This is a genomic window from Chryseobacterium ginsenosidimutans (genome assembly GCF_024807225.1).
GTDB classification, from domain to species: Bacteria; Bacteroidota; Bacteroidia; order Flavobacteriales; family Weeksellaceae; genus Chryseobacterium; species Chryseobacterium ginsenosidimutans.
In genome coordinates this window covers 2,470,790-2,493,712 of the sequence record NZ_JANUCO010000001.1, presented here as the reverse complement: position 1 = coordinate 2,493,712, position 22,923 = coordinate 2,470,790, and the positions used below count along the sequence as shown (strand labels likewise).

The 22,923-nt window shown below is 35.2% G+C and carries 21 protein-coding genes and 2 pseudogenes; 8 read left to right on the top strand and 15 right to left on the bottom strand.

The genetic code is table 11. The features are described from left to right. Positions 1-246: 246 nt before the first annotated feature. Positions 247-990 carry a helix-turn-helix domain-containing protein gene (locus J3D55_RS11775; protein WP_259131300.1) on the top strand — a complete coding sequence of 248 codons (744 nt, stop codon included), beginning with the start codon at positions 247-249 and terminating at the stop codon, positions 988-990. 139 nt (positions 991-1,129) lie between these two features. Next, positions 1,130-2,587 carry a serine hydrolase domain-containing protein gene (locus J3D55_RS11770; protein WP_259131299.1) on the top strand — a complete coding sequence of 486 codons (1,458 nt, stop codon included), beginning with the start codon at positions 1,130-1,132 and terminating at the stop codon, positions 2,585-2,587. 194 nt (positions 2,588-2,781) lie between these two features. On the opposite strand, the gene J3D55_RS11765 is transcribed toward J3D55_RS11770, so the two are convergent. The 5 genes from J3D55_RS11765 to J3D55_RS11745 all read right to left on the bottom strand — a co-directional run bounded on the left by J3D55_RS11765 (position 2,782) and on the right by J3D55_RS11745 (position 9,290). Then, a complete protein-coding gene (locus tag J3D55_RS11765; RefSeq protein WP_259131298.1) occupies positions 2,782-4,221 on the bottom strand; it encodes an MFS transporter in 1,440 nt (479 codons plus the stop codon). A 53-nt stretch (positions 4,222-4,274) separates the two neighbouring features. Beyond that, complete coding sequence (locus J3D55_RS11760; protein WP_259131296.1) at positions 4,275-4,787, bottom strand: TetR/AcrR family transcriptional regulator; 513 nt, start codon at positions 4,785-4,787, stop codon at positions 4,275-4,277. A 134-nt stretch (positions 4,788-4,921) separates the two neighbouring features. Next, complete coding sequence (locus J3D55_RS11755; RefSeq protein ID WP_259131295.1) at positions 4,922-5,533, bottom strand: hypothetical protein; 612 nt, start codon at positions 5,531-5,533, stop codon at positions 4,922-4,924. A gap of 106 nt (positions 5,534-5,639) precedes the next feature. Further along, on the bottom strand, positions 5,640-7,775 hold the full coding sequence (locus J3D55_RS11750) for a catalase (protein WP_259131292.1): 2,136 nt from the start codon (positions 7,773-7,775) through the stop codon (positions 5,640-5,642). 402 nt (positions 7,776-8,177) lie between these two features. Beyond that, a complete protein-coding gene (locus tag J3D55_RS11745) occupies positions 8,178-9,290 on the bottom strand; it encodes an alkene reductase (protein ID WP_259131290.1) in 1,113 nt (370 codons plus the stop codon). A gap of 128 nt (positions 9,291-9,418) precedes the next feature. Between J3D55_RS11745 and J3D55_RS11740 the strand changes: the two genes are divergently transcribed. Then, on the top strand, positions 9,419-9,838 hold the full coding sequence (locus J3D55_RS11740; RefSeq protein ID WP_259131288.1) for a winged helix-turn-helix transcriptional regulator: 420 nt from the start codon (positions 9,419-9,421) through the stop codon (positions 9,836-9,838). A 447-nt stretch (positions 9,839-10,285) separates the two neighbouring features. Here J3D55_RS11740 and J3D55_RS11735 read toward each other — a convergent pair. The 7 genes and pseudogenes from J3D55_RS11735 to J3D55_RS11710 all read right to left on the bottom strand — a co-directional run. After that, positions 10,286-10,553, bottom strand: a pseudogene (locus J3D55_RS11735) (IS982 family transposase); the annotation flags it as partial. 838 nt (positions 10,554-11,391) lie between these two features. Beyond that, positions 11,392-11,724, bottom strand: coding sequence for a hypothetical protein (locus tag J3D55_RS11730; protein WP_259131283.1), 333 nt, complete (start codon positions 11,722-11,724; stop codon positions 11,392-11,394). 23 nt (positions 11,725-11,747) lie between these two features. Then, complete coding sequence (locus J3D55_RS11725; RefSeq protein ID WP_259131280.1) at positions 11,748-12,008, bottom strand: helix-turn-helix domain-containing protein; 261 nt, start codon at positions 12,006-12,008, stop codon at positions 11,748-11,750. A 445-nt stretch (positions 12,009-12,453) separates the two neighbouring features. Further along, the gene (locus J3D55_RS11720; RefSeq protein ID WP_259131277.1) at positions 12,454-12,732 is read right to left on the bottom strand and encodes a hypothetical protein; all 279 of its coding nucleotides are present in this window, start codon (positions 12,730-12,732) and stop codon (positions 12,454-12,456) included. 353 nt (positions 12,733-13,085) lie between these two features. Beyond that, on the bottom strand, positions 13,086-13,394 hold the full coding sequence (locus tag J3D55_RS22540) for an oxidoreductase (protein ID WP_374759521.1): 309 nt from the start codon (positions 13,392-13,394) through the stop codon (positions 13,086-13,088). Between the two features lie 58 nt (positions 13,395-13,452). Next, positions 13,453-13,752, bottom strand: coding sequence for a zinc-binding dehydrogenase (locus J3D55_RS11715; RefSeq protein ID WP_259135096.1), 300 nt, complete (start codon positions 13,750-13,752; stop codon positions 13,453-13,455). A gap of 120 nt (positions 13,753-13,872) precedes the next feature. Next, positions 13,873-16,191 carry an outer membrane beta-barrel family protein gene (locus J3D55_RS11710; RefSeq protein WP_259131275.1) on the bottom strand — a complete coding sequence of 773 codons (2,319 nt, stop codon included), beginning with the start codon at positions 16,189-16,191 and terminating at the stop codon, positions 13,873-13,875. Positions 16,192-16,385: 194 nt separating this feature from the next. On the opposite strand from J3D55_RS11710, the gene J3D55_RS11705 reads away from it, so the two are divergent. Together J3D55_RS11705 and J3D55_RS11700 are read left to right on the top strand one after the other, a co-directional pair. Further along, on the top strand, positions 16,386-17,132 hold the full coding sequence (locus tag J3D55_RS11705; RefSeq protein WP_259131274.1) for a hypothetical protein: 747 nt from the start codon (positions 16,386-16,388) through the stop codon (positions 17,130-17,132). Positions 17,133-17,169: 37 nt separating this feature from the next. Continuing rightward, positions 17,170-18,081, top strand: a complete 912-nt coding sequence (locus J3D55_RS11700) for a helix-turn-helix domain-containing protein (protein ID WP_259131273.1) — start codon at positions 17,170-17,172, stop codon at positions 18,079-18,081. Positions 18,082-18,894: 813 nt separating this feature from the next. Here the strand turns inward: J3D55_RS11700 and J3D55_RS11695 are convergent. From J3D55_RS11695 to J3D55_RS11685, 3 genes are read right to left on the bottom strand one after another with little or no spacing between them, the layout of a single operon-like run. Beyond that, positions 18,895-19,503 (bottom strand): type I phosphoribosyltransferase, encoded by a 609-nt coding sequence (locus tag J3D55_RS11695; protein ID WP_259131271.1) that lies wholly within the window; start codon positions 19,501-19,503, stop codon positions 18,895-18,897. Then, on the bottom strand, positions 19,493-19,738 hold the full coding sequence (locus tag J3D55_RS11690; RefSeq protein ID WP_259131268.1) for a DNA-processing protein DprA: 246 nt from the start codon (positions 19,736-19,738) through the stop codon (positions 19,493-19,495). The genes J3D55_RS11695 and J3D55_RS11690 overlap by 11 nt, the downstream gene beginning before the upstream one ends. Further along, complete coding sequence (locus tag J3D55_RS11685; protein ID WP_259131266.1) at positions 19,722-20,168, bottom strand: DNA-processing protein DprA; 447 nt, start codon at positions 20,166-20,168, stop codon at positions 19,722-19,724. The genes J3D55_RS11690 and J3D55_RS11685 overlap by 17 nt, the downstream gene beginning before the upstream one ends. Before the next feature lie 399 nt (positions 20,169-20,567). On the opposite strand from J3D55_RS11685, the gene J3D55_RS11680 reads away from it, so the two are divergent. The 3 genes and pseudogenes from J3D55_RS11680 (at position 20,568) to J3D55_RS11670 (ending at position 22,598) form a co-directional block, all read left to right on the top strand. Then, positions 20,568-20,978 carry a single-stranded DNA-binding protein gene (locus J3D55_RS11680; protein ID WP_259131265.1) on the top strand — a complete coding sequence of 137 codons (411 nt, stop codon included), beginning with the start codon at positions 20,568-20,570 and terminating at the stop codon, positions 20,976-20,978. A gap of 42 nt (positions 20,979-21,020) precedes the next feature. After that, positions 21,021-22,095: pseudogene (locus J3D55_RS11675) on the top strand (DUF932 domain-containing protein). Positions 22,096-22,154: 59 nt separating this feature from the next. Beyond that, a complete protein-coding gene (locus J3D55_RS11670) occupies positions 22,155-22,598 on the top strand; it encodes a JAB domain-containing protein (RefSeq protein ID WP_259131264.1) in 444 nt (147 codons plus the stop codon). The last annotated feature ends 325 nt before the right edge of the window (positions 22,599-22,923 follow it).

Sequence of the window (22,923 nt, the reverse complement as noted above, 5' to 3'; positions counted from 1 at the left end):
AAACCGTTGATTAGTCAATTTACAGATGGTCCATCAAATCTTGGCATATTTAGAACTACGCTTGCTTTTTTGCAAATTCCGGCTTTTTATCTTTATGTATTGTCGGTTTGTTATTCCGATTTTAAGTGGAAACCGAAATATCTCGTTCATCTCCTTCCGTTTTTGATGGCGAATCTTGTTTTGATACCTCGGTTTTATTCGGTCGACTTAGGTTCTAAGATTAATTTCATCGTTAATCGTCAGAATATGATCGAGTTAAAATTCATTCATTGGCTTCTTCATCTTCAAATTTTATTTTATTTTACGGCGGTTTTTCTATTATTGAGAAAGGCGAAAAAGCTTTATCTTGAAAATAATGCAGGTACAACAAGTATCAATTCTTATAATTGGTTGTTTCAGTTTACCATTGTACTCACTGTTTTATATTCGTGTGCCATTGTAAAAAATATTTTTAAATTTTCCGATTATGTCTACGTTTCAGATTGGATAAAATTTGGAATTCTCATATTGCAACCTTTCATCATTTGTTGGTATTTGTATAAAGCTTTGAACGATCCCGGGCTTTTCAGAAATATTGACTCCAAATTAAAACTCGTTTCTGATTTAATTTTAGAGGAGAAAAAAATTGAGCCGGAAATTCTGAATGAAGATCTTTTGAAGTTGAAAAAATATATGACTGATGAAAAACCATTTCTTGATCCGGCTTTGACGATTCAGGATATTTCGAAAGAAATCAATGTTCCGGTTCGGGAATTATCGATTTTAATTAATCATCAATTAGGACAGCATTTTTATGATTTCGTAAATACGTACAGAGTCGAAAATGCAATGGAAATCTTGAAAGATTCATCAAAATCTAAGGTTACCGTGCTGGAAATCTTGTATGAAGTCGGTTTTAATTCAAAATCTTCCTTTAATACTGCTTTTAAAAAACACACCGGAAACACGCCGACCGAATACCGCAAAACATTACAAATCAACACTTTGTAATTACTCGTACTTCTTGTTTTAATTATTCATACCAATTATTTGTCTCCAATTCGCCCGAATACACTTATTCGGTCGCATAAGATGGAGTGCATCCGCATCTTTGTATCGAAATATTTATTAATCATTAAATAACGATACAATGAAAACTTTTTTTAACACCCTCTACTTTCTTTTATTAATGACAAGCTGCCAGATTTTTGCACAGAAAAAAGATTACAGCTATCTTACAGACAGCCTGAAAATCGAACAGCAATTAGAAAAATACAAACTTCCGGGATTCAGTGTCGTTGTATTTGAAAATTACCAAATTGTCTATTCTCATCAATTTGGAGTAAAATCGGCAAATTCTCCGGAAAAGATTGATGAAAACACGGCTTTTTCTACAGCATCTATTTCAAAACCGATCACGGCTTTACTTTGTTACCTATTGGAAGAGAAAGGATTAATCAATTTAGATAATCCGATCGATCAATCTCTAAAAAGATGGCATTTACCAAAAAGCAAATTCACAGAAAACAACAACCCAACCTGGAGACAATTTCTGAATCATACGGCAGGAACGACTCAGGACGGTTTTGAAGATCATTATCAAGGCGAAAAAATCCCAACTTTAAAAGAAAGTCTTTTGGGTAAAATCCCAAGATATGATAAAGAAATTGAATTCCTTTTCACTCCGGGAACGAGTTGGCAATACAGCGGTGGCGGTTACACAATCATCCAAATGGCATTAGAAGACACTTTTAATAGACCTATTGCAGAATTGGCAAAAGAATATATTTTTTCTCCACTGGGATTAAAGAATACAACGATGATTCAACCTAATGAAAAAGGATTTCTTACCAATGTTGCGTTGGTTCATGATAAAGATGGAAAAGTGATAAAAACAGGTTTGCCGATAACGCCACAAGTTGGTCCATCCGGAATGTGGTCTACACCGAAAGAATTAGCGCTGATTGCTATAGAAATTCAAAATGCTTTGCGCAACAAAAACAATAAAGTGATTTCTCACAATGTGGCAAAAAAAGTGACCGAAGTAACGGCTTTAAAAAATGCTGTGGGTGGTTGGAGCTACGGATGGCAAAAGTCTTTTGGCTATGATAATTATGATTGGTTTGCGTGTAATGGCTCAAACACCGGAGTTGGCGGAAACGTAATGGGAACAATGAAAGACGGGAACGGATTTGCATTTCTTGCCAATGGTGAAAAACCAAACCGCTTTCCTGTGATGGGGCAAACTCAGAAAACAATTTTGAAATTGATGAATTGGCAAGGAGATTTTCATCATGAAAAAAACCAGGAAATACCTTCAGATTTAAAAGAAAAATTGATCGGAACGTATGATGATTTCCTTTACGGACAAAAAATGGAAACGAAAATAGTAGAAAAAAATAATCGTCTGTATGTAGAATCTGAAATTTTGGAACATTTTAAAGGAAAAAATGACAATGAGTTGGTGTATTTGAAAAATGGTTCATTTAAAATTATTGATTATCCTAACCTTTTGAAATTCGATTTCAAAGATGGAAAACCAACTTATGTTACCTTAACAAGAGATGATTTGACTACCACAATTCAAATCATTAATAAAGCAAAATAACTTCACAGTCTCTTTAAAATCAAGAGGAATTTCAGATGTCTTTCTTTTATTCCTTACGTATTTCAATTGCTTTTCTGTCTGTAAAAGTATCAGATGTTTATCCCCTCTTACTTTTACAGACAGCTTAGCTTTATTTCAATTCACTATATACCAAAAGCAATAATCATGAACAATCCGACTGGTGACGAGATGTTTTATATATCCACCGTTTCTGGTTTTCCATTTTGTTCTGATAATTTTGTTGCCGTTTCAGATGCTGTTTTTGTTTTTGGAAGTAATTGCAGCATTAATCCTACGATTACGACACAAATTAATAAACAAATAATTCCGAAATGATACGCTGTTTGCCAACCATCTTTTGAAAAGTAGAAAAATACCCCACCGATAATACTTACCCCCAATGCGGAAGCCGTTTGCTGAAAGGTTGAATAGATTCCTGCAGCCGCACCTGCGTATTGCGAAGGAACGTTTTTCAATGCTATATTTAATAATGAAGGAAGCACCAATCCGTTTCCGAATCCCCAAGCTCCCATTAATCCAACGATTAACAATGTGTTGATTCCCGGTTTCCAAAGGGTCATTTGAAGATAAAATGCCACTAATAAAATGATAACCCCGACCTGTAATACTCTTTTCCCGAATTTAATAATTAATCTCGAAGCCATCACAGAAGAAATAATAAATAATATTCCGGGAACAATAAAATACAATCCGGAATCCAATGCCGAAATTCCAAGCCCGTTTTGAAGATAAACCGCGCTCAGTAAAAGATAAGCGGTATGCAACATGAAGTGAAATAATACCGCAACCAAGCCTATATTAAAATCTTTTATTTTAAATAATCTGACATCAATTAAAGGATTACCGTTTCCGGAAAGTTTAATTTTTTGATTATAAATGAAAAATACAAAAAGCAAGACCGACAAAATAAGCAACCCAAAACTCCATAACGGCCATCCTGCTTCACGCCCCTGAATTAATGGGTAAATGAGAGAAAATAAAGCCGTTGTGAGGATCAAGGTTCCTGTATAATCAAATTTTGTACTTTGATGTTTTGCTGTTTCCGTGACATATTTGTGTGTCGCCCAAAGCGTTACAATTCCTATTGGTAAATTAATAAAGAAAACCAATCTCCAACCTTCTATAAACCAATGCGTATCAGATAAATAACCACCCAAAACTTGTCCGATTACGGCTGCTGTTCCCAATGTAATCCCGTACAAGCCGAATGCTTTTGCTCGTTCCTTTGTATCGGTAAACAAAATCTGAATAAATGCAATAGTCTGCGGAACCATGAATGAGGCACTTAATCCTTGGAAAAGTCGGGTAATATTTAGCTGGAAAGCGGTTTGTGACAATCCACACAGACACGATGCGAGAGTAAAGGCAAACATTCCCCAAAAGAAGACTTTTTTTCGTCCGAAATGATCTCCAGCTCTACCTCCCGTTATGAGAAATGCGGCGTAACCAAGAAGATATCCCGCAATTACCAGCTGCATTTCGCCATCTGTAGCGTGAACTCCTTTTTTGATGGTGGGGATGGCTACATTAATGATAAATACATCGATCACAGAAAGCAACGGTGCGGATAATACGATGATGAGCTCCAGCCATTTATTTTTTAAATCCTTCATTTCAGATAAGTTTTTCGATGATTTTTTTTGCAGATTGTATTTCGTCGGCTCTCTTAAAAACAGAAGCGGTAACGATAGAAACCTTCCAGCATTACATAAATTGTTTCTGCTAATTCTTCATCGGACAATACTTTTTTATGACCAGAATTTCCAACCAACATTTTTATAAATTCTTTGCTGTGAATTTTCGTTGCTTGTATTTCTTTCAAAAAACGTGGATCATCAGTTCCTGCTTCATCATTAACTTTAATAAAAGGACAACCTCCAAATTGCCTGATTTCCTGCCGTTGTGTATGATGATCGAAAATTGCCAATATTTTTTCTTTGGGATCCGTAACTTTATTTACCGAAGCTTCCAATCTTGTAAACCATAGCTCGTGCGTTCGCTGAACATACGCAATCAATAAATCCGTCTTTGTTTCAAAATGTTTATATAAAGATGCTTTTGCAATATCTGCTTCCTCAATGATCTGATTGATACCTGTATTACTGTAACCTTGCTTATAAAACAATTTATCAGCTGTATCTAATATTTTGTCGAATACGACCTGCCCTCTTTGCTTCATGACGCAAAGATAAAAAATAAATAGACAGAATTGTCTATTTATTTTTTAAAACTTTATTTATTGATAAGAAAAGAAATATTTTAATTTAGAAATTCTACCTCTGAATCGTTAGACATTCTCTAAGCGCCCATTAGTTAAAAATCTAATAAACCCTCTGTAAGCCTCTTCCACTGGATTTTAGAAATACCCATCATTCCGCCTACTGAAGTAACATAATTCCTTACTTTATCAAAGAAACCCGCATTAAAATTCGGCATTTCATTTCGCCCGTAAATTCCTGCTTTTATAAAATTTTTACCTCGATAAATAATAAATGTGGATGTAGATTTGTAAGAATAAAAGTGTGCGATATGAGAATTCGATTGGTTGAAAGGATCTTTTGAAGGTCGGCAAGTCATTACGTAAGACTCCAATATATCATCGTATTGTTGTTCTTCAATACTTATAATTTCAACCCAGTCAAAACCTTTTGCTTCAAAATTTCCGGGACCGGGAATATCAATTCTTATGAAATCTTTCGGTTGTAATGTATCATTTTTAAAATTTCCCTGTGAATCATAAAGCTTAAAATCTGCAAAGCCTTCACCACAGAAATTAATCCACTCATTAACGCAGAAAAACCTTTCTTTTAAAATTGCAAATTGTTGCATTGTGATTTCAGGATCGTTACAATCTTTACGGGTTTCCGTATCGTGAAAACCTCCTTTTATTTGCTTAGGAACACCGGGAATTGATTTCGCTTTCATAATTATTTTAATTTTCATCATGAATGAAAAGGTTCAGGCTTCGGAGAACTTTTCTCGCGAAGCCCGATAGAATTAATACCTTTTCACAGATTTCTGCATTTCTTGCCTAGCTATTTCTTTCTTTTTCAAGTTCCCAAACACGGTGTTGTGCGACTGCTTTTATAAACTCATCATCTCCTTTTTTATTGTCAGAAGTGATGATTGCAGGATCTTCATGTTTTTTATTGTTGACATTACTTGCCTTGTAAATTGCATCTGTTTCTGCTCCGAAATAGATGGCTTTGCAATGTTTATAAGCTTCGTTTACAAAATTCAGAACAGTATATTTATTTTCTGGATTTAAAAGTTCTTTAACAGATTTTTCACCTGAACAAATATAAAGTGCGTCAAAACAAACACTTGAAGTATTCGTCAACGTATGTTTTGGAGTTATTAAACTTCCGTCATTCGCTTTCACGGGTGCCAAACTTGGAGCAATAAAATCTACTCTTGCTTTTTGCTTTTCGAGTTTTGTTTTTAAAGTATTGATGGCATTTGCGTCGACTCCATTTGCTAAAATAAATCCGATAACTCGGCTTGCAACAGTATCTTTAACCGTATTTTTCATGCTTAAAGCTTCAGATATTTTTACTTTCGGATCTCTTTCTTTGCTTTGTAAACTCGCAGGATTGGCATCTGCAGGAATACTCTGATTCGGTTCTTTAAGTTTTTTAACTTTTAAACCTAATTTTTCTGCCACCTTTTCAGCAAGATCCATTTCGATAAAAGCAAGTTGACCGACTACTTTTTCTCTGATTTCCGGAATGTCAACTTTAGATAATTCAAAAATTAAAGCCTTTTGAATATGCTCTTTTTCAGGGTTTGACTGGCTATTGTAAAATAATTTTGCCTGAGAATAATGATCTACAAAACTCTCGCTTCTGGCTCTTATTTTTGTACCCGAAACTCTTTCCTCCTGAGACGTAAATCCGCCATCCTTCATCATCGCCTGAAAAGGACATCCACCACCGATGGAATTGGGCTCATAGCTCACTTTTCCTTTCACGATCTGCTGTCTCATATGTCCATCCCGTTGATTATTATGAACCGTGTTGATTGATCTGTTGATCGGTATTTCATGGAAATTAGGAGAACCCAGTCTTGATAATTGAGTGTCGGTATAAGAAAATAATCTTCCCTGCAACAAAGGGTCGTTGCTGAAATCTATTCCGGGAACGAGATGACCGGGATGAAAAGCTACTTGCTCAGTTTCTGCAAAGAAATTGTCGGGATTTCTGTTTAAAGTTAACGTTCCGACGATTTGTACAGGAACAAGCTCTTCAGGAACTAATTTGGTAGGATCCAAAAGATCGAAATCAAAGTTGTTTTCATCTTCTTCAGGAATTACTTGTACTCCAAAATCCCATTCAGGGAAATTGCCGCTTTCGATGGCTTCCCAAAGATCTCTTTTATGAAAATCAGAATCGACACCCGAAATTTTCTGCGCTTCGTCCCAAGCTACGGAATGAACTCCTAATTTCGGCTTAAAATGAAATTTCACAAAATGAACCGCTCCTTCATCATTAATAAATTTAAATGAATGAACTCCAAAACCTTCCATCATTCTCAGACTTCGAGGAATGGCTCTGTCGCTCATCGCCCACATAATCATGTGCATGCTTTCGGGCATTAATGAAATAAAATCCCAAAAAGTATCGTGAGCAGACGCAGCCTGCGGAATTTCGTTGTCCGGCTCCGGTTTTACGGCATGAATCAGATCAGGAAATTTCATGGCATCCTGAATAAAAAATACAGGAATATTGTTGCCTACAAGGTCATAATTGCCTTCTTCTGTATAAAATTTAATAGCAAAACCTCTTACATCTCTTGCCAAATCGGTACTTCCTTTACTTCCTGCAACAGTAGAAAATCTTACGAAAACAGGAGTTTCTTTTCCAACTTCGCTTAAAAATTTTGCTTTGGTATATTTTTCAAGACTTTTGTTAAGTTTAAAAACTCCGTGAGCGCCTGAACCACGGGCATGAACGATTCTTTCCGGAATTCTTTCATGATCAAAATGTGTGATTTTTTCCCTTAAAATAAAGTCTTCCAATAAACTCGGACCTCTTTCGCCTGATTTTAAAGAATCCTGATTATTATTGATTTTCAAGCCCTGATTGGTCGTCAGTTTTTCGTTTTCGTTAGATGTGCTTAAAGAATTTAACTGATCTAACTTTTCGTTTTGATTTTCTTTGCTTTTCATATCTTATAATTTTTGTGGTGTGAAAGAGTTAATGCAATAACATGACCAAAATTTTATTAGGAAAGCGAGAAATGATTTCATTGGAAAAATCAACTATTTATTAGAAAAAAGATAAAGATTCTTGTGATTGAATCCATCTGAAAATAAGTTTGTAAAAAGGATTCTTTATTTTTAAATAAAATTTTAATAAACAACAATTTAGCACACAAAAAAACAACGCCAATAGATTCTAATGACGTTGTGTATGACTTTGCAATAGAGTTTTTGAAATTTTTATGGAAGATTTACATCAATTGGTAAATGTCGAACCTTATTTAATTCTATATTAATATCTTACCTGTTTTAAAAAGACGTAATCGAATTAATTAAAGTTTAATAAAAATGATGTAAAACTTGTTTAAATTATACTAATTCAGCTTTCGGATAATCGGCGTATCCGCTTTCACCACCGGTATAGATGGTTTCCTGGATGCTTTCTGATAATGGAATGTTATACGCAAAACGCTCTGCCAAATCGGGATTAGCAATAAATGGTGCCCCGAAAGATACCAAATCGGCTGTACCTTCTTCCAATATTGCATTTCCGCTTTCCTGCGTAAAACCAAGATTAGCCATCAATCTGCCGCTATAGTTTTGACGGAAATGACTGAAATAATTATCCTGCAAGTCCGCTACGGGTGTTCCGCTTAAATCTTCCGACGGTCCTACAATGTGCAGATAAGCCAGATTATACTCACTCAATCTCTTTAAAATATATTTGAAAGTTGGAATGGTTTCTTCATCCGGCGTCATAATGCCTACATTACTCAATGCTACCGGAGTGAACTTAATGGAAACACGCGTGCTTCCCCAAACTTCAATAATGGCATCTAAGATCTCAAATACGATACGGGAACGGTTTTCGATATTTCCACCATACTCATCGGTACGTTGATTTGTAGCAGGGCTTAGAAATTGCGGAATCAGCATTCCTACAATCGCATGTACTTCAACACCGTCAAAACCTGCCTGTTTAGCATTTTTTGCAGCGTGTTTATAATCTTGTATTGTTTGTTTAATTTCAGCAATTGTAAGCTCACGCGGCGTTAAAGAATCTTTAAAACCTTCGGGAGTAAAAGAACGGGTTTGCGGATTGATCGCCGATGGACCTGCAGGCAATTCACCATTAAAGAAATCCGGATGAGATGCCGAGCCAATGTGACCTAACTGTGAAAAAATCAAACCGCCATTATCGTGTACCGCTTTGGTTACCAGTTTCCATCCTTCTACCTGTTGCTCCGTGTAAATTCCCGGAACATTAATGAATCCTATAGACTTGGAATTAACCCATGTGCCTTCGCTCAAAATTAATCCTGCGGAAGCTCGCTGTGCATAATATTCAGCCATCAAAGGGGTAGGTATAAGTTCTGCATTGGTGGCACGACCGCGGGTAAGTGATGACATCACGATCTTGTTTTTCAACTGTAAATCACCTAATTGATATTTTTCTAATAAAGGTTGTGCTGTATGTTTCATTATTTTTTTATGCAAATTTCCGACATCTTTCATAGGAAAACAATATAGGGAAAACTAATGTCGTAGGGATAAATTTATCCCTATACACACTTTCTTCAAAATGCGTATTTTTGTATAAATAAAATCTTATGTACGAAAGGAAAATCCCTCTTACTATTGATTGCGGTCTGCACCTGACCAGAGAAGTACTCAATGGTAAATGGAAGCCTGCGCTTCTTAATGCTATTTCTATGAACGTAAAGCGTCCTAGCGAAATCCTAAGACTTTTGCCCGATGCAACACGCCGCGTACTGAATGTACAGCTAAAAGAACTCGAGGATCATGGGATGATAGAAAAGAAAATTTACCATCAATTACCGCCTAAAGTAGAATATTCTTTGACGGAAATCGGCTGGTCATTGATGCCTATTATTGATGCAATGAATTTGTGGGGCGATACTAACCGATCTTTTCTAGAGGATGTTATCTCACAGAATCCTAAGATTACGCAAACCTCAAAATCAGCCTGTCAAAATTTATCCGATTATAATAATGAGCAAAAAAAATAAATTTTATTAAGAGCCTGTTTAAATTTGATTTAAAAATTAAAAAAAACACTACTAATTTTTTTAACGCAAAGCTTTAATTCAATATTATTTAATTGAAGTGAGCAAAGATGAATCAACAAGTTGATTTGATGAAGTCTTGTTTTCACGCTTCGCGAAGCAAATTTATTTGCCTTTGCCTTCTAAAATAATGCGGAATGTAAATATAATCTTTGCGTTAAAAAGAATAACAAATTCCTTTTGAAAGTGACCTTAAGTGTTTTGATACAACTTTCAGTTTCAAGAAAATATAAAAATCATATTTCAAACAAGAGTTACAAAAGTTTATGATATAAAATTTAAACAGGCTCTAAGTTAAAAATCTGATAGTATTCAGACGTGAATTACTATTTTTTAAAGATAAAGGTCTCACGCATTTAATTTCATTATTGTCAGCAGCTCTTTCGGATGATCTCTTATTTTTTCAATAAAAGGAAAAAGATTCCTTCTTTGGTATTATAAAAGCTTTTTCAACTTTATCATCCATATCAGTTCCAGAAATAGATCTAAACAATTGCAATTCAGAGTTTATCGACATGTACTCTGCAGTGATATTAAACGCAATAAGTTCTAAATCAGAACGTTTTGGAACTCTAATTTGTTTTATAGATTGAATATCGCCACAAGATTTTGTCAATTCTTTTAAAATAATTTCATAGTTTTGAATAAGATTGTGCATATATTTAATATACTGATAGTTAATTAAATAAAATCTATTTATCCAAATGAGCAATCTTTTTTTCATTATTGACTAAATGCACAACAGATATATCATTATCAAATAATTATGATAATAATATGAGAACAGAATTAGGCAATATAATTGTCGCTTTTTTTATGTCTGGTTTAAAAGAATATAAAATCTCACAGAGATATCAAAGTCCTGCCCTAATGAGTGACTTCATCCAAATCAGTATAACGGTGCTCCATATTGACCTACAGCACTTTACATTGAATTCCGTGGCGCTTTTTTTTTGAAAAATAAAAGTGCCACGATCCTGCCAGGAAAATTATGGATACTTATATAAATCTTAGCGATTCCTGCAAAAAAAGAAAAGCCTGCAATTTCAAATTGCAGGCTTTATCAGCTTTTTCCACGCTTTAGAGAGATTCCCTATTGTATAGTTGCGGAGAGAGAGGGATTTTGTAACCTCCCCTCATCCCTTTATTAATAAGCATTTCGCTGTAGCATCTTGTGAAGGGCCTTAAATAGGACATTTGCAAAAAGCGGTAAAATCCATTATAAAAATTTTACGTAGTAAAAGTAGAAATTTTTGTTCGAATTTGCAATTTTTTTTAAAAAAATTACTCAGTTTCAAACATCTCAAAGTATTAAATTATGAGACGGTGTTTCGTAATTTAATACTTAGCTGCAAGACCTGATAAATTATATATTTAAGAAAATCTGTATTTACGATTTGAAGTTATTTGTTAAAAATGATTTTTGCATCAAATGAAATTTTACTCAAATAATAATCAATGCCTCAAAATCCATATTTCAATAAGCATAGTACAACCTATTTTTTTATTTTTTGTTGCTTCAGATGAGGTTTTAATTCCTCTGTGAAATCCAGCATAAAAATTTGACTTCCTGTGAATGGATTATAAGATGGTTGATAAACAATATATCCTAATGAATGTAGATTCTTGATGCATTTATGATATGTCGCTCTTGAATATATTTTACTTATCCGCATAACTTCATCTCTGGAGATACTAATCGGATTCCTAAAACGGTTGAAATTCCAAAACTGGAATAACGCTAAATATAGACTGATGTGTGTAGGATTAAGTGTACTGTCCTGAGCTACCTTTTCATAAAAACCTGTGAGATGTTTTATGTAATTCATGTTGATTATTTTGAACTAATAAATTATACTTTGCCATTTAACATTTTCTCGATGTCTCTGTAATTGTAATATAAAGTTCCTCCGACACGAGTATAAGATAGAGTTCCATTGATACGAAGGTTTTGCAATGTTCCGGAAGAGATTTTCAAAAGTTCTTTCACCTCTGACGAGCGTAACCATAATTTCTGTTCAGAAATTTTGCTATTAAACAGATTTTTAATATCTTCAAGCAATTCGGATTTGAATTCATGAAGGTCTTCCTGGGTAATGATATTTACTTCCATAACTAATTTTTAATTTGTACCTTTTTAAGGATAAAATTCTATATCAACATTTAATTTTTAACGATCGATAAAGAAATTTCTTTAAAAATAAGTCAGAAAATCTCTGATAGGACGACATAGCTATTAATGGAATAATTTGGCAGTCCTCTTCATAGTTAATCACTTCCTTAATTCAATTTAGGACACTCTCCTTTCCTAATTTCAACCGACAGTGATTTTGATGAGATCAATATCACGAGCCGACCCCAGAAGTGCAGTTTTCGAACACTTTTCTAGAGGATCTGAATAAACTAGCAGAGCTTTCTATATATAATGCAGATTGATAGATCATCTAAAAATAAAGGTTAAAAAAGACATTTAAGAAGCACTAATAAGAAGCTTTAAGTATGCAGACTTTATAGTATGAAGTGTTATGGAGCATATTGACAAATATGCCAAAAGTCTTTTATTCATTTACTTTTTCATATTCTAATGTTCCTAGCTCTGGATTGCTAATGGTTCTTTTGGTCGCATCAAAATAAATAATGTCATATTTAACTTTTATGACACTTACCCCTATTGTCAGGGTTTTGTTATCCTCAGAAAGTTTCCAAGTGCCTTTTCTACTTTTACCTTCCCTGGTACCTTCAAAAATATTTCCCGGCATAAACTCCTGATAGGTATCTTTTGGATTTGTAACTTGTCCGTTTTGTGTCTGCTTTACTAATTTCCATTTTCCGATCAATTCTTTCTACATTTGTGAAAAAGCCGATGCACTGAACATTAAAACTGTAGCGATAAGTAATTTTTTCATTTTATTAATTTTAAGATTAGAAGATAAGAAACATTTTTTATAAAATTTCAATAATGTATGCTAACAAGGCCTGGACCAATTGATTTTGATTTTTTCTATATAACATGCAATCTTAGTCTGTTAAAGTTAGGTTTTTTAGCAATCAGATTTGGCCTAGCTTTAATATGGTCTACAATTTATCAAATTTATGATACCGATAAATTCTTGGCAAAACATGCTTTGAATAGAAAAAATCAGATCAGCAATTGTTTAAAAAACTGCTTACTAATGTTTACTATCTTACTTCAACTATTACTCCATAAAGGGGTAATCGGTATAACCTCTCGCGTCACCTCCGCAGAACAGCGTATGGTTATCTGAGATTTCGTTGAGAGGTGCATTTTGTTAACCCGTTCAGGATAATCAGGATTGGTCAAGAATTTTCTTCCAAACCCGATCATATCGACCATATTATTTTGCAAAAGTATCTCACCTTCTTCCGGTTCTTTATTTCCTGTTGCAATAATGGTATTTTTAAAATTTGCTCTCAGATCTTTTCTGAAATCTATCGGAATTTGGGGTGCATCATCCCAATCGGCTTCACATAAATGGATATACGCAACAATATCGAAGTCAAGGGACTTTATCGTGAAGATTACTCTGCTAAAAACTTCAATAGACCTGAGTGGAAGGAATTCTCCGAAAGTAAAAAGAAGTCATCAGGAGAAGATAAGAACATATAGAGAGGTCAAAGGTACCTGAAGGTAGCCCGTTTAAGGAAAGTACGCCTTTGCGTCGAAGTGCACTGAGCGCCTGATTGAACGCAGTTGTCGAGGGTGCTGTCACCAACATTCCGTGCATACCGCCGGTCTCTTTCTTTAGGAATGATTCCGGGTCATTTTCTTTAGCATTTGCGGTAACATCGGCTCCTAATTCTTTGGCCTGTTTGAGCTCATCCTTCGTAAAAGTGATTTCTGCATTTATTGTCTATACAAACCTTTAACTATTTCTCCTTAAGTCTATTACGTTTTTTAAGTATTTTAACAAGGTAAAAATCCATCAGATTAAAAATTTACTAATCTTTTCTGCCTTTTACAATCGATCCGAGTTCTCATTGACGACTTTTTCCTTGTAACTTGATTTAGTTAAATTCCCGATATTATATTTTAAAGTCAGCAGAATAGTTGGTGTATTGCCATAAAAAGTTCCCTTAGAAGAAATCTTTTTATAGGTCACTTCCTGAATATAGTCCATTTGTTTGAAGACATCATTATATCTTGCTGTAAAATCAAATTTACCGGAACTTGCATTCAATCCAATGTTTACCAGACACATTCCATTGTACCTGAAAATACCTTGAGAACGATTGGTGATGTACGAGGCATCAAGTAAAAAACTAAGATTTTTCCTGAAAGCGTAACTGTTGTTGGTTGAAAAATAGACGTACGGCGTGCTTTTTTTGGAGGTTGCCAAAGGATCTTCTATCTTGCTATAGTTAAGACTAAGGTTATTCTGAGATGTCCATTTTTTATAGATCAACTCGTGATCTACGCCAAGACTACTTCCAATTTCCCTATCAAAATTGACAATCGTAAATGTTGATATATTTTTTGCTTCGTCAAATACCAAAGTATAGCCCATAGGGTTCTTATCTTGATAATAAGAAGCCGTAAGTGAAAATTTCCTTAATTTGACACTCAGTGTTAATGTGTTTGAATAGGATGGCAGCAGTAATGGATTCCCTTTGTATTCAACGTATGGACTTCCATACAAGCCTCCTGATGCCAGATTGCTGTAACTGGGTCTTGTGATGCTTCTTCGGTAATCAAGGCTGTAGTTGAAGTGCTCATTGGGCTCGAAACTCAATTGCGCAGAAGGAAACCAATCATTGTAATTCCGTGATATATCGTCAACAGAGGAGGTTTTGTTATCGCCTTTCGTTTTCGTACTCTCCATTCTCACACCCGCCTTTATGCCAAATTTTTTCAAATTGAGATCCAGATTGGCATATGTTGCTAAATTTGATTCTTTGAACAGATATTCCAAAAGGTCCGGCTCCTGACTATTGACAAACCGAATCGTATTATCCGTAAACGTTTCGGCACTGTTAAAACTTCCTCCTAACTCCAACTTAAATGGTTCTGATAACTTTTTTTCTATATCTATCCTCCCGGAGTAGATATTACCGGAATAATGTTGGTACCGGAACTGACTGAATTCGTAACCGGAAAAGTCTTTATTATCGTAAAAATCATAAGTGACATTATCATTTTCTCTTTTATATTGGAAGCCTGTGAAAATATTGGCTTCCAACTTTGGAAGATTTTTATTGAAATTGAATACTGCATTCACTGTTGACCGGCTTCTGTCCTGCTTGTTCAAAGTTTGTACGTTGGTATGCAATGTATTTTCTGAATAGTTCGTAACTGTGTTGTTATCCCCTTTGTCCGGCCTTAAATTGCTGTTGACGGCCAGAGATATATAATCACCCTCCTCATCAATTTCCCGATAAAAATTGGCCCCAAAGATCAATTGTGGGCGCTTTGTTAAAGACTTTATAACATAATCGGATGCTATTGATTTTGTGTCGACCTTGTAATCAAAGCCGTTACTTTCCCAATGACTGATCTGATTGTAGGAGGCATTTAGCTTCCATTCCGTTTTATTTTTCTTCGACTGGAAATTTGCAGAAAGATGATTGCTATACTTTTTTTGAAAAATTCCAGTTTCAGTAAGTATTAATTTTTGATTGTCCTTTTTGCTTTTTTTTAGATTGATCTTTATAACGGCTTTTCCTTCCGCTTCATATTTGATGGATGGATTTCTGATCAGTTCTACCGACTTGATATCATCTACGGAAAGCGCACTCATGACAGAAAAATCCACCCGCTGATTATCTATATATAACAAAGGTGTGCCTTTGCCGACAAAAGAGAGATTTTCACCATTAGGGTCTATTCTCACAAAAGGGAGCCTGGACAAAAGATCGGTAGGATTTGCTACTTTGCTCAAAGCAGAATCAGCAATATTGATGCTTAGATTGCCATTTTCTACCTTAACCGCATTTCTGTTTTTAACGATCTTCAATTCTTCAAGCTCTGTCAGATCGGAATTGAAAATTATTTTGATTCTGTAATCTGTATTTAAAGCAAAGGGCAGTTCATTCTGTACCTTCGCACGGCTGACTATTTGTATATGATAAGTATTTGTATCAACGTCTTTGAATTCAAATGTACCGTCTTTTGAAACAGTGGTTCTGACAATATTATTCTGTTCGTCAATTAAATTAACTTCAGACAGTAGCTGCAGGCTTTGATTTTTCTGATCTACAATTTCACCGAAAATAATGAAATGATTCTGCCCCGAGAGACCAATCGAAAACAGGCATATAAAGATAATGATGCTTTTCATGTTAGCGTTAAATTTTTGCCAAAAATAGCGCAGGATAGAAAATCTCTAAAACAATCTACGTCCCAATTGATGAATTGATACCACTCTAACGTCCTGATTTATCAATTTGTAGAATAGTTACAGATGGCTTTATAAATAGCAGATGAACTTCCTTGAAAAAATAGTTTATTTTTGTGTGAATTAACTTTTAAAAGATGAAATTACTCAACAGGTCCCTGGTGTTGTTTTCCTTTTTAGTCCTCGGTTTGGTTTGGGAAAAAGCAGTTCCGGAAAAAGATTATAACTCTTTGAGACAACAATATCGTTATTTACAGGAAAATGACCGTGCAGCTTTCGAGAATGGTCTGGATGCTTTTATCACAAAGGCCACAAAAGAGAAGAATCACGAAATGCTCGCGCAGGGCTTTGATGATGCCATATTTTTCACCAATGATAAAACCCAGAAATTATATTTTGCCAATAAAGCAATCAAGGCAGCCTTGATTTCTAAAAATAAGGACACTATAGGCAATGCTTATCTAAAGAAAGGTGTTGTCTATTATTATAACTTCAGACAATTCAAAAAAGCCCTTACCCAATATCTCCTGGCTTATAAATATTTGCAAACTTCAAAAAACAGAACCCTGACCTACCAAAATTTTTATCATATCGCAGAGATGAAAGCTTATCTGGGATATAATGAAGAGGCAATGCTCACGTTCAAGAAATGTCTGACTTTCTTTGGTAACCATGATAAGAATAAGTACTATTCCTCAAAAGATTATCTTAACAGCCTTCATCAGACCATAGTATGCCTTCAAAAACTGGATCGCTTCAAAGAAGCTGACATTTATCTCAACAAAGCACTTCAGCTCATAGTAAAACAACCAGATCTGAAATTACAAAAAAGTTACTTTTTTCAATCAAAAGGCATATCAGAAACTGAAAGAAGGCCATTATAAAATAGCACAGAACTATTTCGAAGAAGCTCTTCCTGAATTGATATTGCACGATGATTTCATCAATATTTCTATCATTCATTTTTACCAAGGTCTTCTTTTTGAGAAAACAGACCGAAAAAGCTTAGCTTTAGCATCCTTTAAAAAAATAGATTCCATTTTTAATAAACAGCAGTTTGTTCTGCCCGAGACCCGCCCTGCCTTCGAATATCTTTTGAAAGAACAGAAGGATAATATCGATGTGAAAAAAGAATTATATTACACAAGACAGTTGTTAAAAGTAGATGAAAATTTGAATGGAAATTTTCAATACCTTTCAGGTAAAATCCACAAAGAATACGACAGACATTCACTGGAAGTACAGCAACAGTTGTTGTCACAAAAAGAGGCAAGAACATTTTACATATTGGTTTTTACCGCCACGTTATTGGTGATCTCAGTCATATTTGGCATTTATAAATTGCTGGGGCATCGCAATGCTAAACGGGAATATTTTACATTAAAAAATCAGTTGCAGAAGTTAGAGATTGAACTTCATTCTATTAAAGATTCAACTCCTGAAACAAAATCCAAACCCCAGATCCCCAATGAAGTTACAGAACATATCTTACTGAGACTGGAGGCATTTGAAAAAGAGAAAGGTTTTCTACAGAAAGGCCTGACACAACATAAACTGGCATCTCAATTACAAACCAACGTCAATTATCTTTCCCAGGTGATCAACGATCGTAAGGGTAGCAATTTCAACAAATACCTTGGGACCTTGAGGATACGCTATATCACAGAACAACTGCACAGCAATAAAGTATTTTTAAAGTATAGCGTGGAAACCCTGGCTCAGGAATGCGGCATTGCATCCAGAAAAAATTTCTCTGATCTTTTCTTTGATATCAATGGTGTAAGGCCAACAGATTTAATCCGTACTCTTAAACAGGAATATCAGATCGTGTAGTGTGCTACCGACCTTTTGAATAATGATTCTTAATGTAAATGACCTAAATTAGGATATAATGGGATTAATTTTCAAGTCTCTACAAAAACACTGGAGTCTAAGCTGATTGGCAAAAAGATGAGGACTAACTAAATAAACTAATTCGTGAGCTTCCCTTGCAATACAGAATAGGTTATGCTATATCACTTGGCTTAACTGAATATTAAGGAAATTCAGAAAATCAAAAGATTTTTTAGGAACAATAAAAATCTTTCTTTTCCGAGGTAGAAAATTATTAAAAGATAAATTACATAAAGATGGATATCCGTTAAAAAGATAAAAATGATTGCGAAATTTCAGATGCTGATTCAATAATTATCGATCATCTAAAAAATAGTCTTGAAAAATAATATTGGGGTGATTTTTTGCTAGGATTTACAAAATAATTACAAGGAAATTGAAATAAAATCATCATAAGAATAAGATAGTCCATAGTTTTGTCAAGGGTGGCTAATAATACAAGAGCCTTTTCAAACTCAAAAAGAAAACCTGCAATTGATCCAAAGGCAGAATCGGAAATATAGTAAAATATGGTTGTTGATTTTGTCTAAAAAAAAAAATTAACGAATTATGCAAAATCAACAAAATATTTGTAATTCGTGATTATTGTCTTCAAATATTTGAGCTATCATAAGTATTTTTTGCTTTCGAAAATTAGTCCTCAAATTTAGATAATAACATTGAAAGTGATTTACGGGAATCCGTAATTAAAAACACTGAAAAGAGTTATTGATTTGAATTTAAATAATATTATAGAAAAAATAGATGTAATCTCTAATCAGGTAATTGAACACCTCCATTTGCGGCCAGTTGCATAATCCCTCTGCTCATATCAATTATGTTATCAACTTCTTTCCAACCTCTCGTTCTAATAGCGCAGAAGATTTTGATCTCCTTATCAGGATAAACTTTTTGCAGTTCTAATGCTGAGGCCATAGATGTTCTGCCTAACGTTAGAATATCATCGACTACAATAATAGTGGGTTCGGTGATTAGTACCGGAGTTACTACTAAACTGTCTTGATGTGCCTGCACCGTATTTCTGGTATCGGCATGAAATTGTCCACTTGATTTGGGGATTGCGTACTTACGTTTAAGACAATCGGCAACACTTTCGCCTAATCCATTACTGAGAAGTGTTTCACAAATGATCCTTGCAGGAAAAACAGCTCCTTCAACCAAAGGTGTACTTCTTGGTACCGGGACTAAAGCTGAGTTTGCAAAATATTCCGATAGATCGGCTTCTTTTATTCTCTGGCTCAATCTCGTACTGAAGCTTACATCTCCATTTTTACAGGAACCGGCAACCGTCCTAGAAGAAATTTCAATCTCGGACTTGCCTCTTGGAGAATATGCCAAGAATGTAAGGAACTCAAAAGACATACTCTTTCTTTGTTGTTAGATAAGGAATACTTTCAATTAAAAATTCAAAGTTATCATTTGTCAATACCTGTGCACCATAGCTTAGCATTTCTTCTGCCCATGAGATCTTATCGTTGAGGACGTTTTCCATGATCAGCAGTTGTCTCCCTAGACGAAGCGCTTCCCAACCTTGATGTTTTGTGCCGCTTTTCTCACTGGCCTCAATAATGATCGTCGCATCACTTATCAATGCCATTGTTCGGTTTCTGATAGGGAAACTTTTTGGTGTTACGGGATAGTTTTCCGGGAAACTGCGAGATCAGCAGGTGATTTTCAGCAATAAAATCCTGAAGGTCTTTATTTTCAGCAGGGAAATATTTATCAAGAGGTGTTCCAATAACTCCGATAGTGCGGCCATGAAATTCAATGGCTGTTTTATGGGCGATTGAGTCAACTCCTTCCGCTAAACCACTGACCACAGTAATGTCATTTTGAACCAGAAGCTTCGCGATCTTTCTTGCTCTTCTTATACCCAGTTCAGAAACCTTCCTGGAACCAACGACGGCTACCCTTCTTCCATTTTCCAATAACGAAAAGTCCCCATTATAAAATAACTCTTTGGGACTGTTTTTCTTCTCAACGGTAGTAAGCTTATCGTAGTATTCGTTAAAAGCATTGATCTGCATAGGTCTTCAAGATTTAAATGAATAATGTAAATATAGTGTATTTAGTGTGTAAAATACAAATTGAAAAACATTAAAACTAACCATCAGGGAGAATTATTAAATATTACATACAACTGATCTTTTTCATAAAAAACCGGTAAAAAGGCAGCTAAGGTATATCGGTCATCCATCGCTACGTCCAACCAAAAGACTACGGCATAAACGGTTTCCTCCCTGAAGGTACCCTCCAATTATTCCGTTTCCTTTTGGCTTTCCCCTTTGCCCGCTAAAATTATCTGCTTTCTTTTTTCCGGTTTTTCTTTTGAAAAATATTCAGCGAAGCCCAAAGGGCTTTCAGAGAAAGGACGGAGAAGAGATTGAGAACAGATCAAAATGTACAATCTTTAAAAACCTACGGTTATGAACATTATTGGAAGACTGACAAGGGATGCGGAAGTGCGCAACTTGCCAAATGAAAAACAGGTAGTTAATTTTTCAATTGCTACGAATGACAATTATCGCAACAAACAGGGCGAACGGATCGAACACACCACCTATTTTGAATGCGCCTATTGGATCTCTCCAAAAGTTGCAGACTTTTTAACAAAAGGGACTTTGGTAGAATTAAGCGGAAGAGCCTACACCTCTGCATGGTTAGGAAAAGATGGAGAACCCCATGCAGGTCTGAATTTCCACACCTCACAGATTAAGGTTCACAGCAGTAATAAGCGAACTGAAAACAAGTATACTGAGCCGAATAAAACAGCTAAGAAAGAAATTTCTAATTCTAATCCTAATTCCAGCGACAAGGATGATGACCTCCCATTTTAAAACCATCAAATGCAATTTTCCAACAATCAAAATATCAATATCATGGCACATAATTTAAATTTCAACAACAGAACAGGAAAATATTCATTTTTCAGCGTAAAGGAAAAAGCATGGCACAACTTGGGGCAGATCGTACAGGAATACCCTACAAGTGAAGAAGCCATCAAATTTGCAGGGCTTGACTACGAGGTCGAAAAGTCTCCCCTATTTACAAAAGGTGCAGGCATTATCGAAAATAACAACCTAATAGAAATGATCGATTCAGAATTGGAAGTTCCCAACTACTTTGCCAATATCCGAACGGATAACAAATACAGTCTTAGGCGTAGTGGGAAAAGATTACCAGATCGTACAAAACCGTGAAGCCTTTTCATTTTTTGATTCTATTGTAGGCGGTGGAGATGGAATGTTATACGAGACTGCAGGAGCTTTGGGAAATGGAGAACGCATTTTTATTACCGCCAAACTACCCGAATATATCCGTGTTGGAAACGGTGACGATATTACCGAGAAATATATATTTCTCACCACCTCCCACGATGGGAGCGGAAGCATTACCGCCGCATTTACCCCTGTTCGTATTGTCTGTCAAAATACTTTGAATGCCTCTCTCAAAAATATGAGCAATGTTGTAAGAATCAGACATACCGCAGGAGCAAAACATCGTTTGGACGATGCCCACAAGGCCATGGGATTAGCGAATAAACTGAGTAATGAATTGGAAAGCACTTTTAATCATTGGGCAAAAATTACGGTGGGTGATCATGAAATGAAAAAATTAATTCAGTTGGCACTTTGTCCCAATAAAGAAACCTTACAACATCTGCAGAAAGGAAATTTTGATGACGTTTCAACAGTTTTTAAAAACACCGTTGATGATGCATTTGCCTACGCAATGATCAGCGAAAGTCAGCAAATGGATACAACCAAAGGAACTTTGTTTGGCGCTTACAATGCTGTTACAGGATATTTTCAGAATGTCAGAAGTTACAAGGATAATGAAGCAAAACTACAGTCCATCGTTTTGGGAGGAACTGCACACTTAAAGGCTCAAAAGGCTTTTGATCTGTGTGAAAATTTTGCCCGATTTGGCGCAGAAACTATGATCATGAATTAACTCTTTCTTAAAAACTATGTACGGGAAATTTAAGTCTCTGCCGTACGAGAGCAATACCTATGAAATATAATATTGTCAACGAGATAAAATTAAGCTATTCAAGAAAAGGAAATTCTGAAAAACTAGTCGGTAGTTCAAGGGATGCCGTTGATGTATTCCGTCAGCATTTCGACCATGATGAAATGGATTACAGAGAATCTTTTTTTGCATTGTATTTAAATCAGGCGCACAAAGTTTTAGGGATCAGGAAAATTTCTGAATCAGGAATTTCTTCCACGGTTGTCGATGTTCGTATCATCATGCAGGCGGCACTGCTTTGTAACGCTTCAGCTGTAATATTGGCACACAATCATCCATCCGGGAATCTAAATCCCTCTGCGGAAGATCTGAAAATTACGCAAAGCATTAAAAGTGCATCAGAACTTTTAAACATTAAATTACTGGACCATTGCATTCTGACATCAACCGATCATTTATCATTTGCCGACGAAGGTCATTTATAAATGAATTCATAATAATAACAAAATACACGGCAATATTTTTATTGTCGTGTATTTTCAAAATCGGGCGAAAAGACAATTCCTTCCGGTGGTCGAAAACGTCTTTTCGCAAAAAGTAGGGATACAACTCTTATGTTATGCCTCACAAAACCTCCCTGCTTCATAAAAGTTGTGAGCCTGTGTAGATTTAATGTTTTATTAAATGATCAATCTATTTAGTAATTGTTAACACATTTTCCTGGTACTAAAAAATTTGACGAAACATTTGCTAAGTGATATAATACCTGATCATAAAAGCTTCGTCTACACTCCAAGACAATGATTTTAC

What these genes read in the sequence shown, in the direction of transcription:
- J3D55_RS11730 (WP_259131283.1), bottom strand. Translation starts at nt 11,724, where the DNA reads ATGAATTACATAAAACATCTCACAGGTTTTTATGAAAAGGTAGCTCAG.
- J3D55_RS11680 (WP_259131265.1), top strand. Translation starts at nt 20,568, where the DNA reads ATGAACATTATTGGAAGACTGACAAGGGATGCGGAAGTGCGCAACTTG.
- J3D55_RS11705 (WP_259131274.1), top strand. Translation starts at nt 16,386, where the DNA reads ATGAAATTACTCAACAGGTCCCTGGTGTTGTTTTCCTTTTTAGTCCTC.
- J3D55_RS11760 (WP_259131296.1), bottom strand. Translation starts at nt 4,787, where the DNA reads ATGAAGCAAAGAGGGCAGGTCGTATTCGACAAAATATTAGATACAGCT.
- J3D55_RS11695 (WP_259131271.1), bottom strand. Translation starts at nt 19,503, where the DNA reads ATGTCTTTTGAGTTCCTTACATTCTTGGCATATTCTCCAAGAGGCAAG.
- J3D55_RS11745 (WP_259131290.1), bottom strand. Translation starts at nt 9,290, where the DNA reads ATGAAACATACAGCACAACCTTTATTAGAAAAATATCAATTAGGTGAT.
- J3D55_RS11670 (WP_259131264.1), top strand. Translation starts at nt 22,155, where the DNA reads ATGAAATATAATATTGTCAACGAGATAAAATTAAGCTATTCAAGAAAA.
- J3D55_RS11755 (WP_259131295.1), bottom strand. Translation starts at nt 5,533, where the DNA reads ATGAAAGCGAAATCAATTCCCGGTGTTCCTAAGCAAATAAAAGGAGGT.
- J3D55_RS11710 (WP_259131275.1), bottom strand. Translation starts at nt 16,191, where the DNA reads ATGAAAAGCATCATTATCTTTATATGCCTGTTTTCGATTGGTCTCTCG.
- J3D55_RS11690 (WP_259131268.1), bottom strand. Translation starts at nt 19,738, where the DNA reads ATGGCATTGATAAGTGATGCGACGATCATTATTGAGGCCAGTGAGAAA.
- J3D55_RS11770 (WP_259131299.1), top strand. Translation starts at nt 1,130, where the DNA reads ATGAAAACTTTTTTTAACACCCTCTACTTTCTTTTATTAATGACAAGC.
- J3D55_RS11775 (WP_259131300.1), top strand. Translation starts at nt 247, where the DNA reads ATGATCGAGTTAAAATTCATTCATTGGCTTCTTCATCTTCAAATTTTA.
- J3D55_RS11725 (WP_259131280.1), bottom strand. Translation starts at nt 12,008, where the DNA reads ATGGAAGTAAATATCATTACCCAGGAAGACCTTCATGAATTCAAATCC.
- J3D55_RS11765 (WP_259131298.1), bottom strand. Translation starts at nt 4,221, where the DNA reads ATGAAGGATTTAAAAAATAAATGGCTGGAGCTCATCATCGTATTATCC.
- J3D55_RS11740 (WP_259131288.1), top strand. Translation starts at nt 9,419, where the DNA reads ATGTACGAAAGGAAAATCCCTCTTACTATTGATTGCGGTCTGCACCTG.
- J3D55_RS11750 (WP_259131292.1), bottom strand. Translation starts at nt 7,775, where the DNA reads ATGAAAAGCAAAGAAAATCAAAACGAAAAGTTAGATCAGTTAAATTCT.
- J3D55_RS11685 (WP_259131266.1), bottom strand. Translation starts at nt 20,168, where the DNA reads ATGCAGATCAATGCTTTTAACGAATACTACGATAAGCTTACTACCGTT.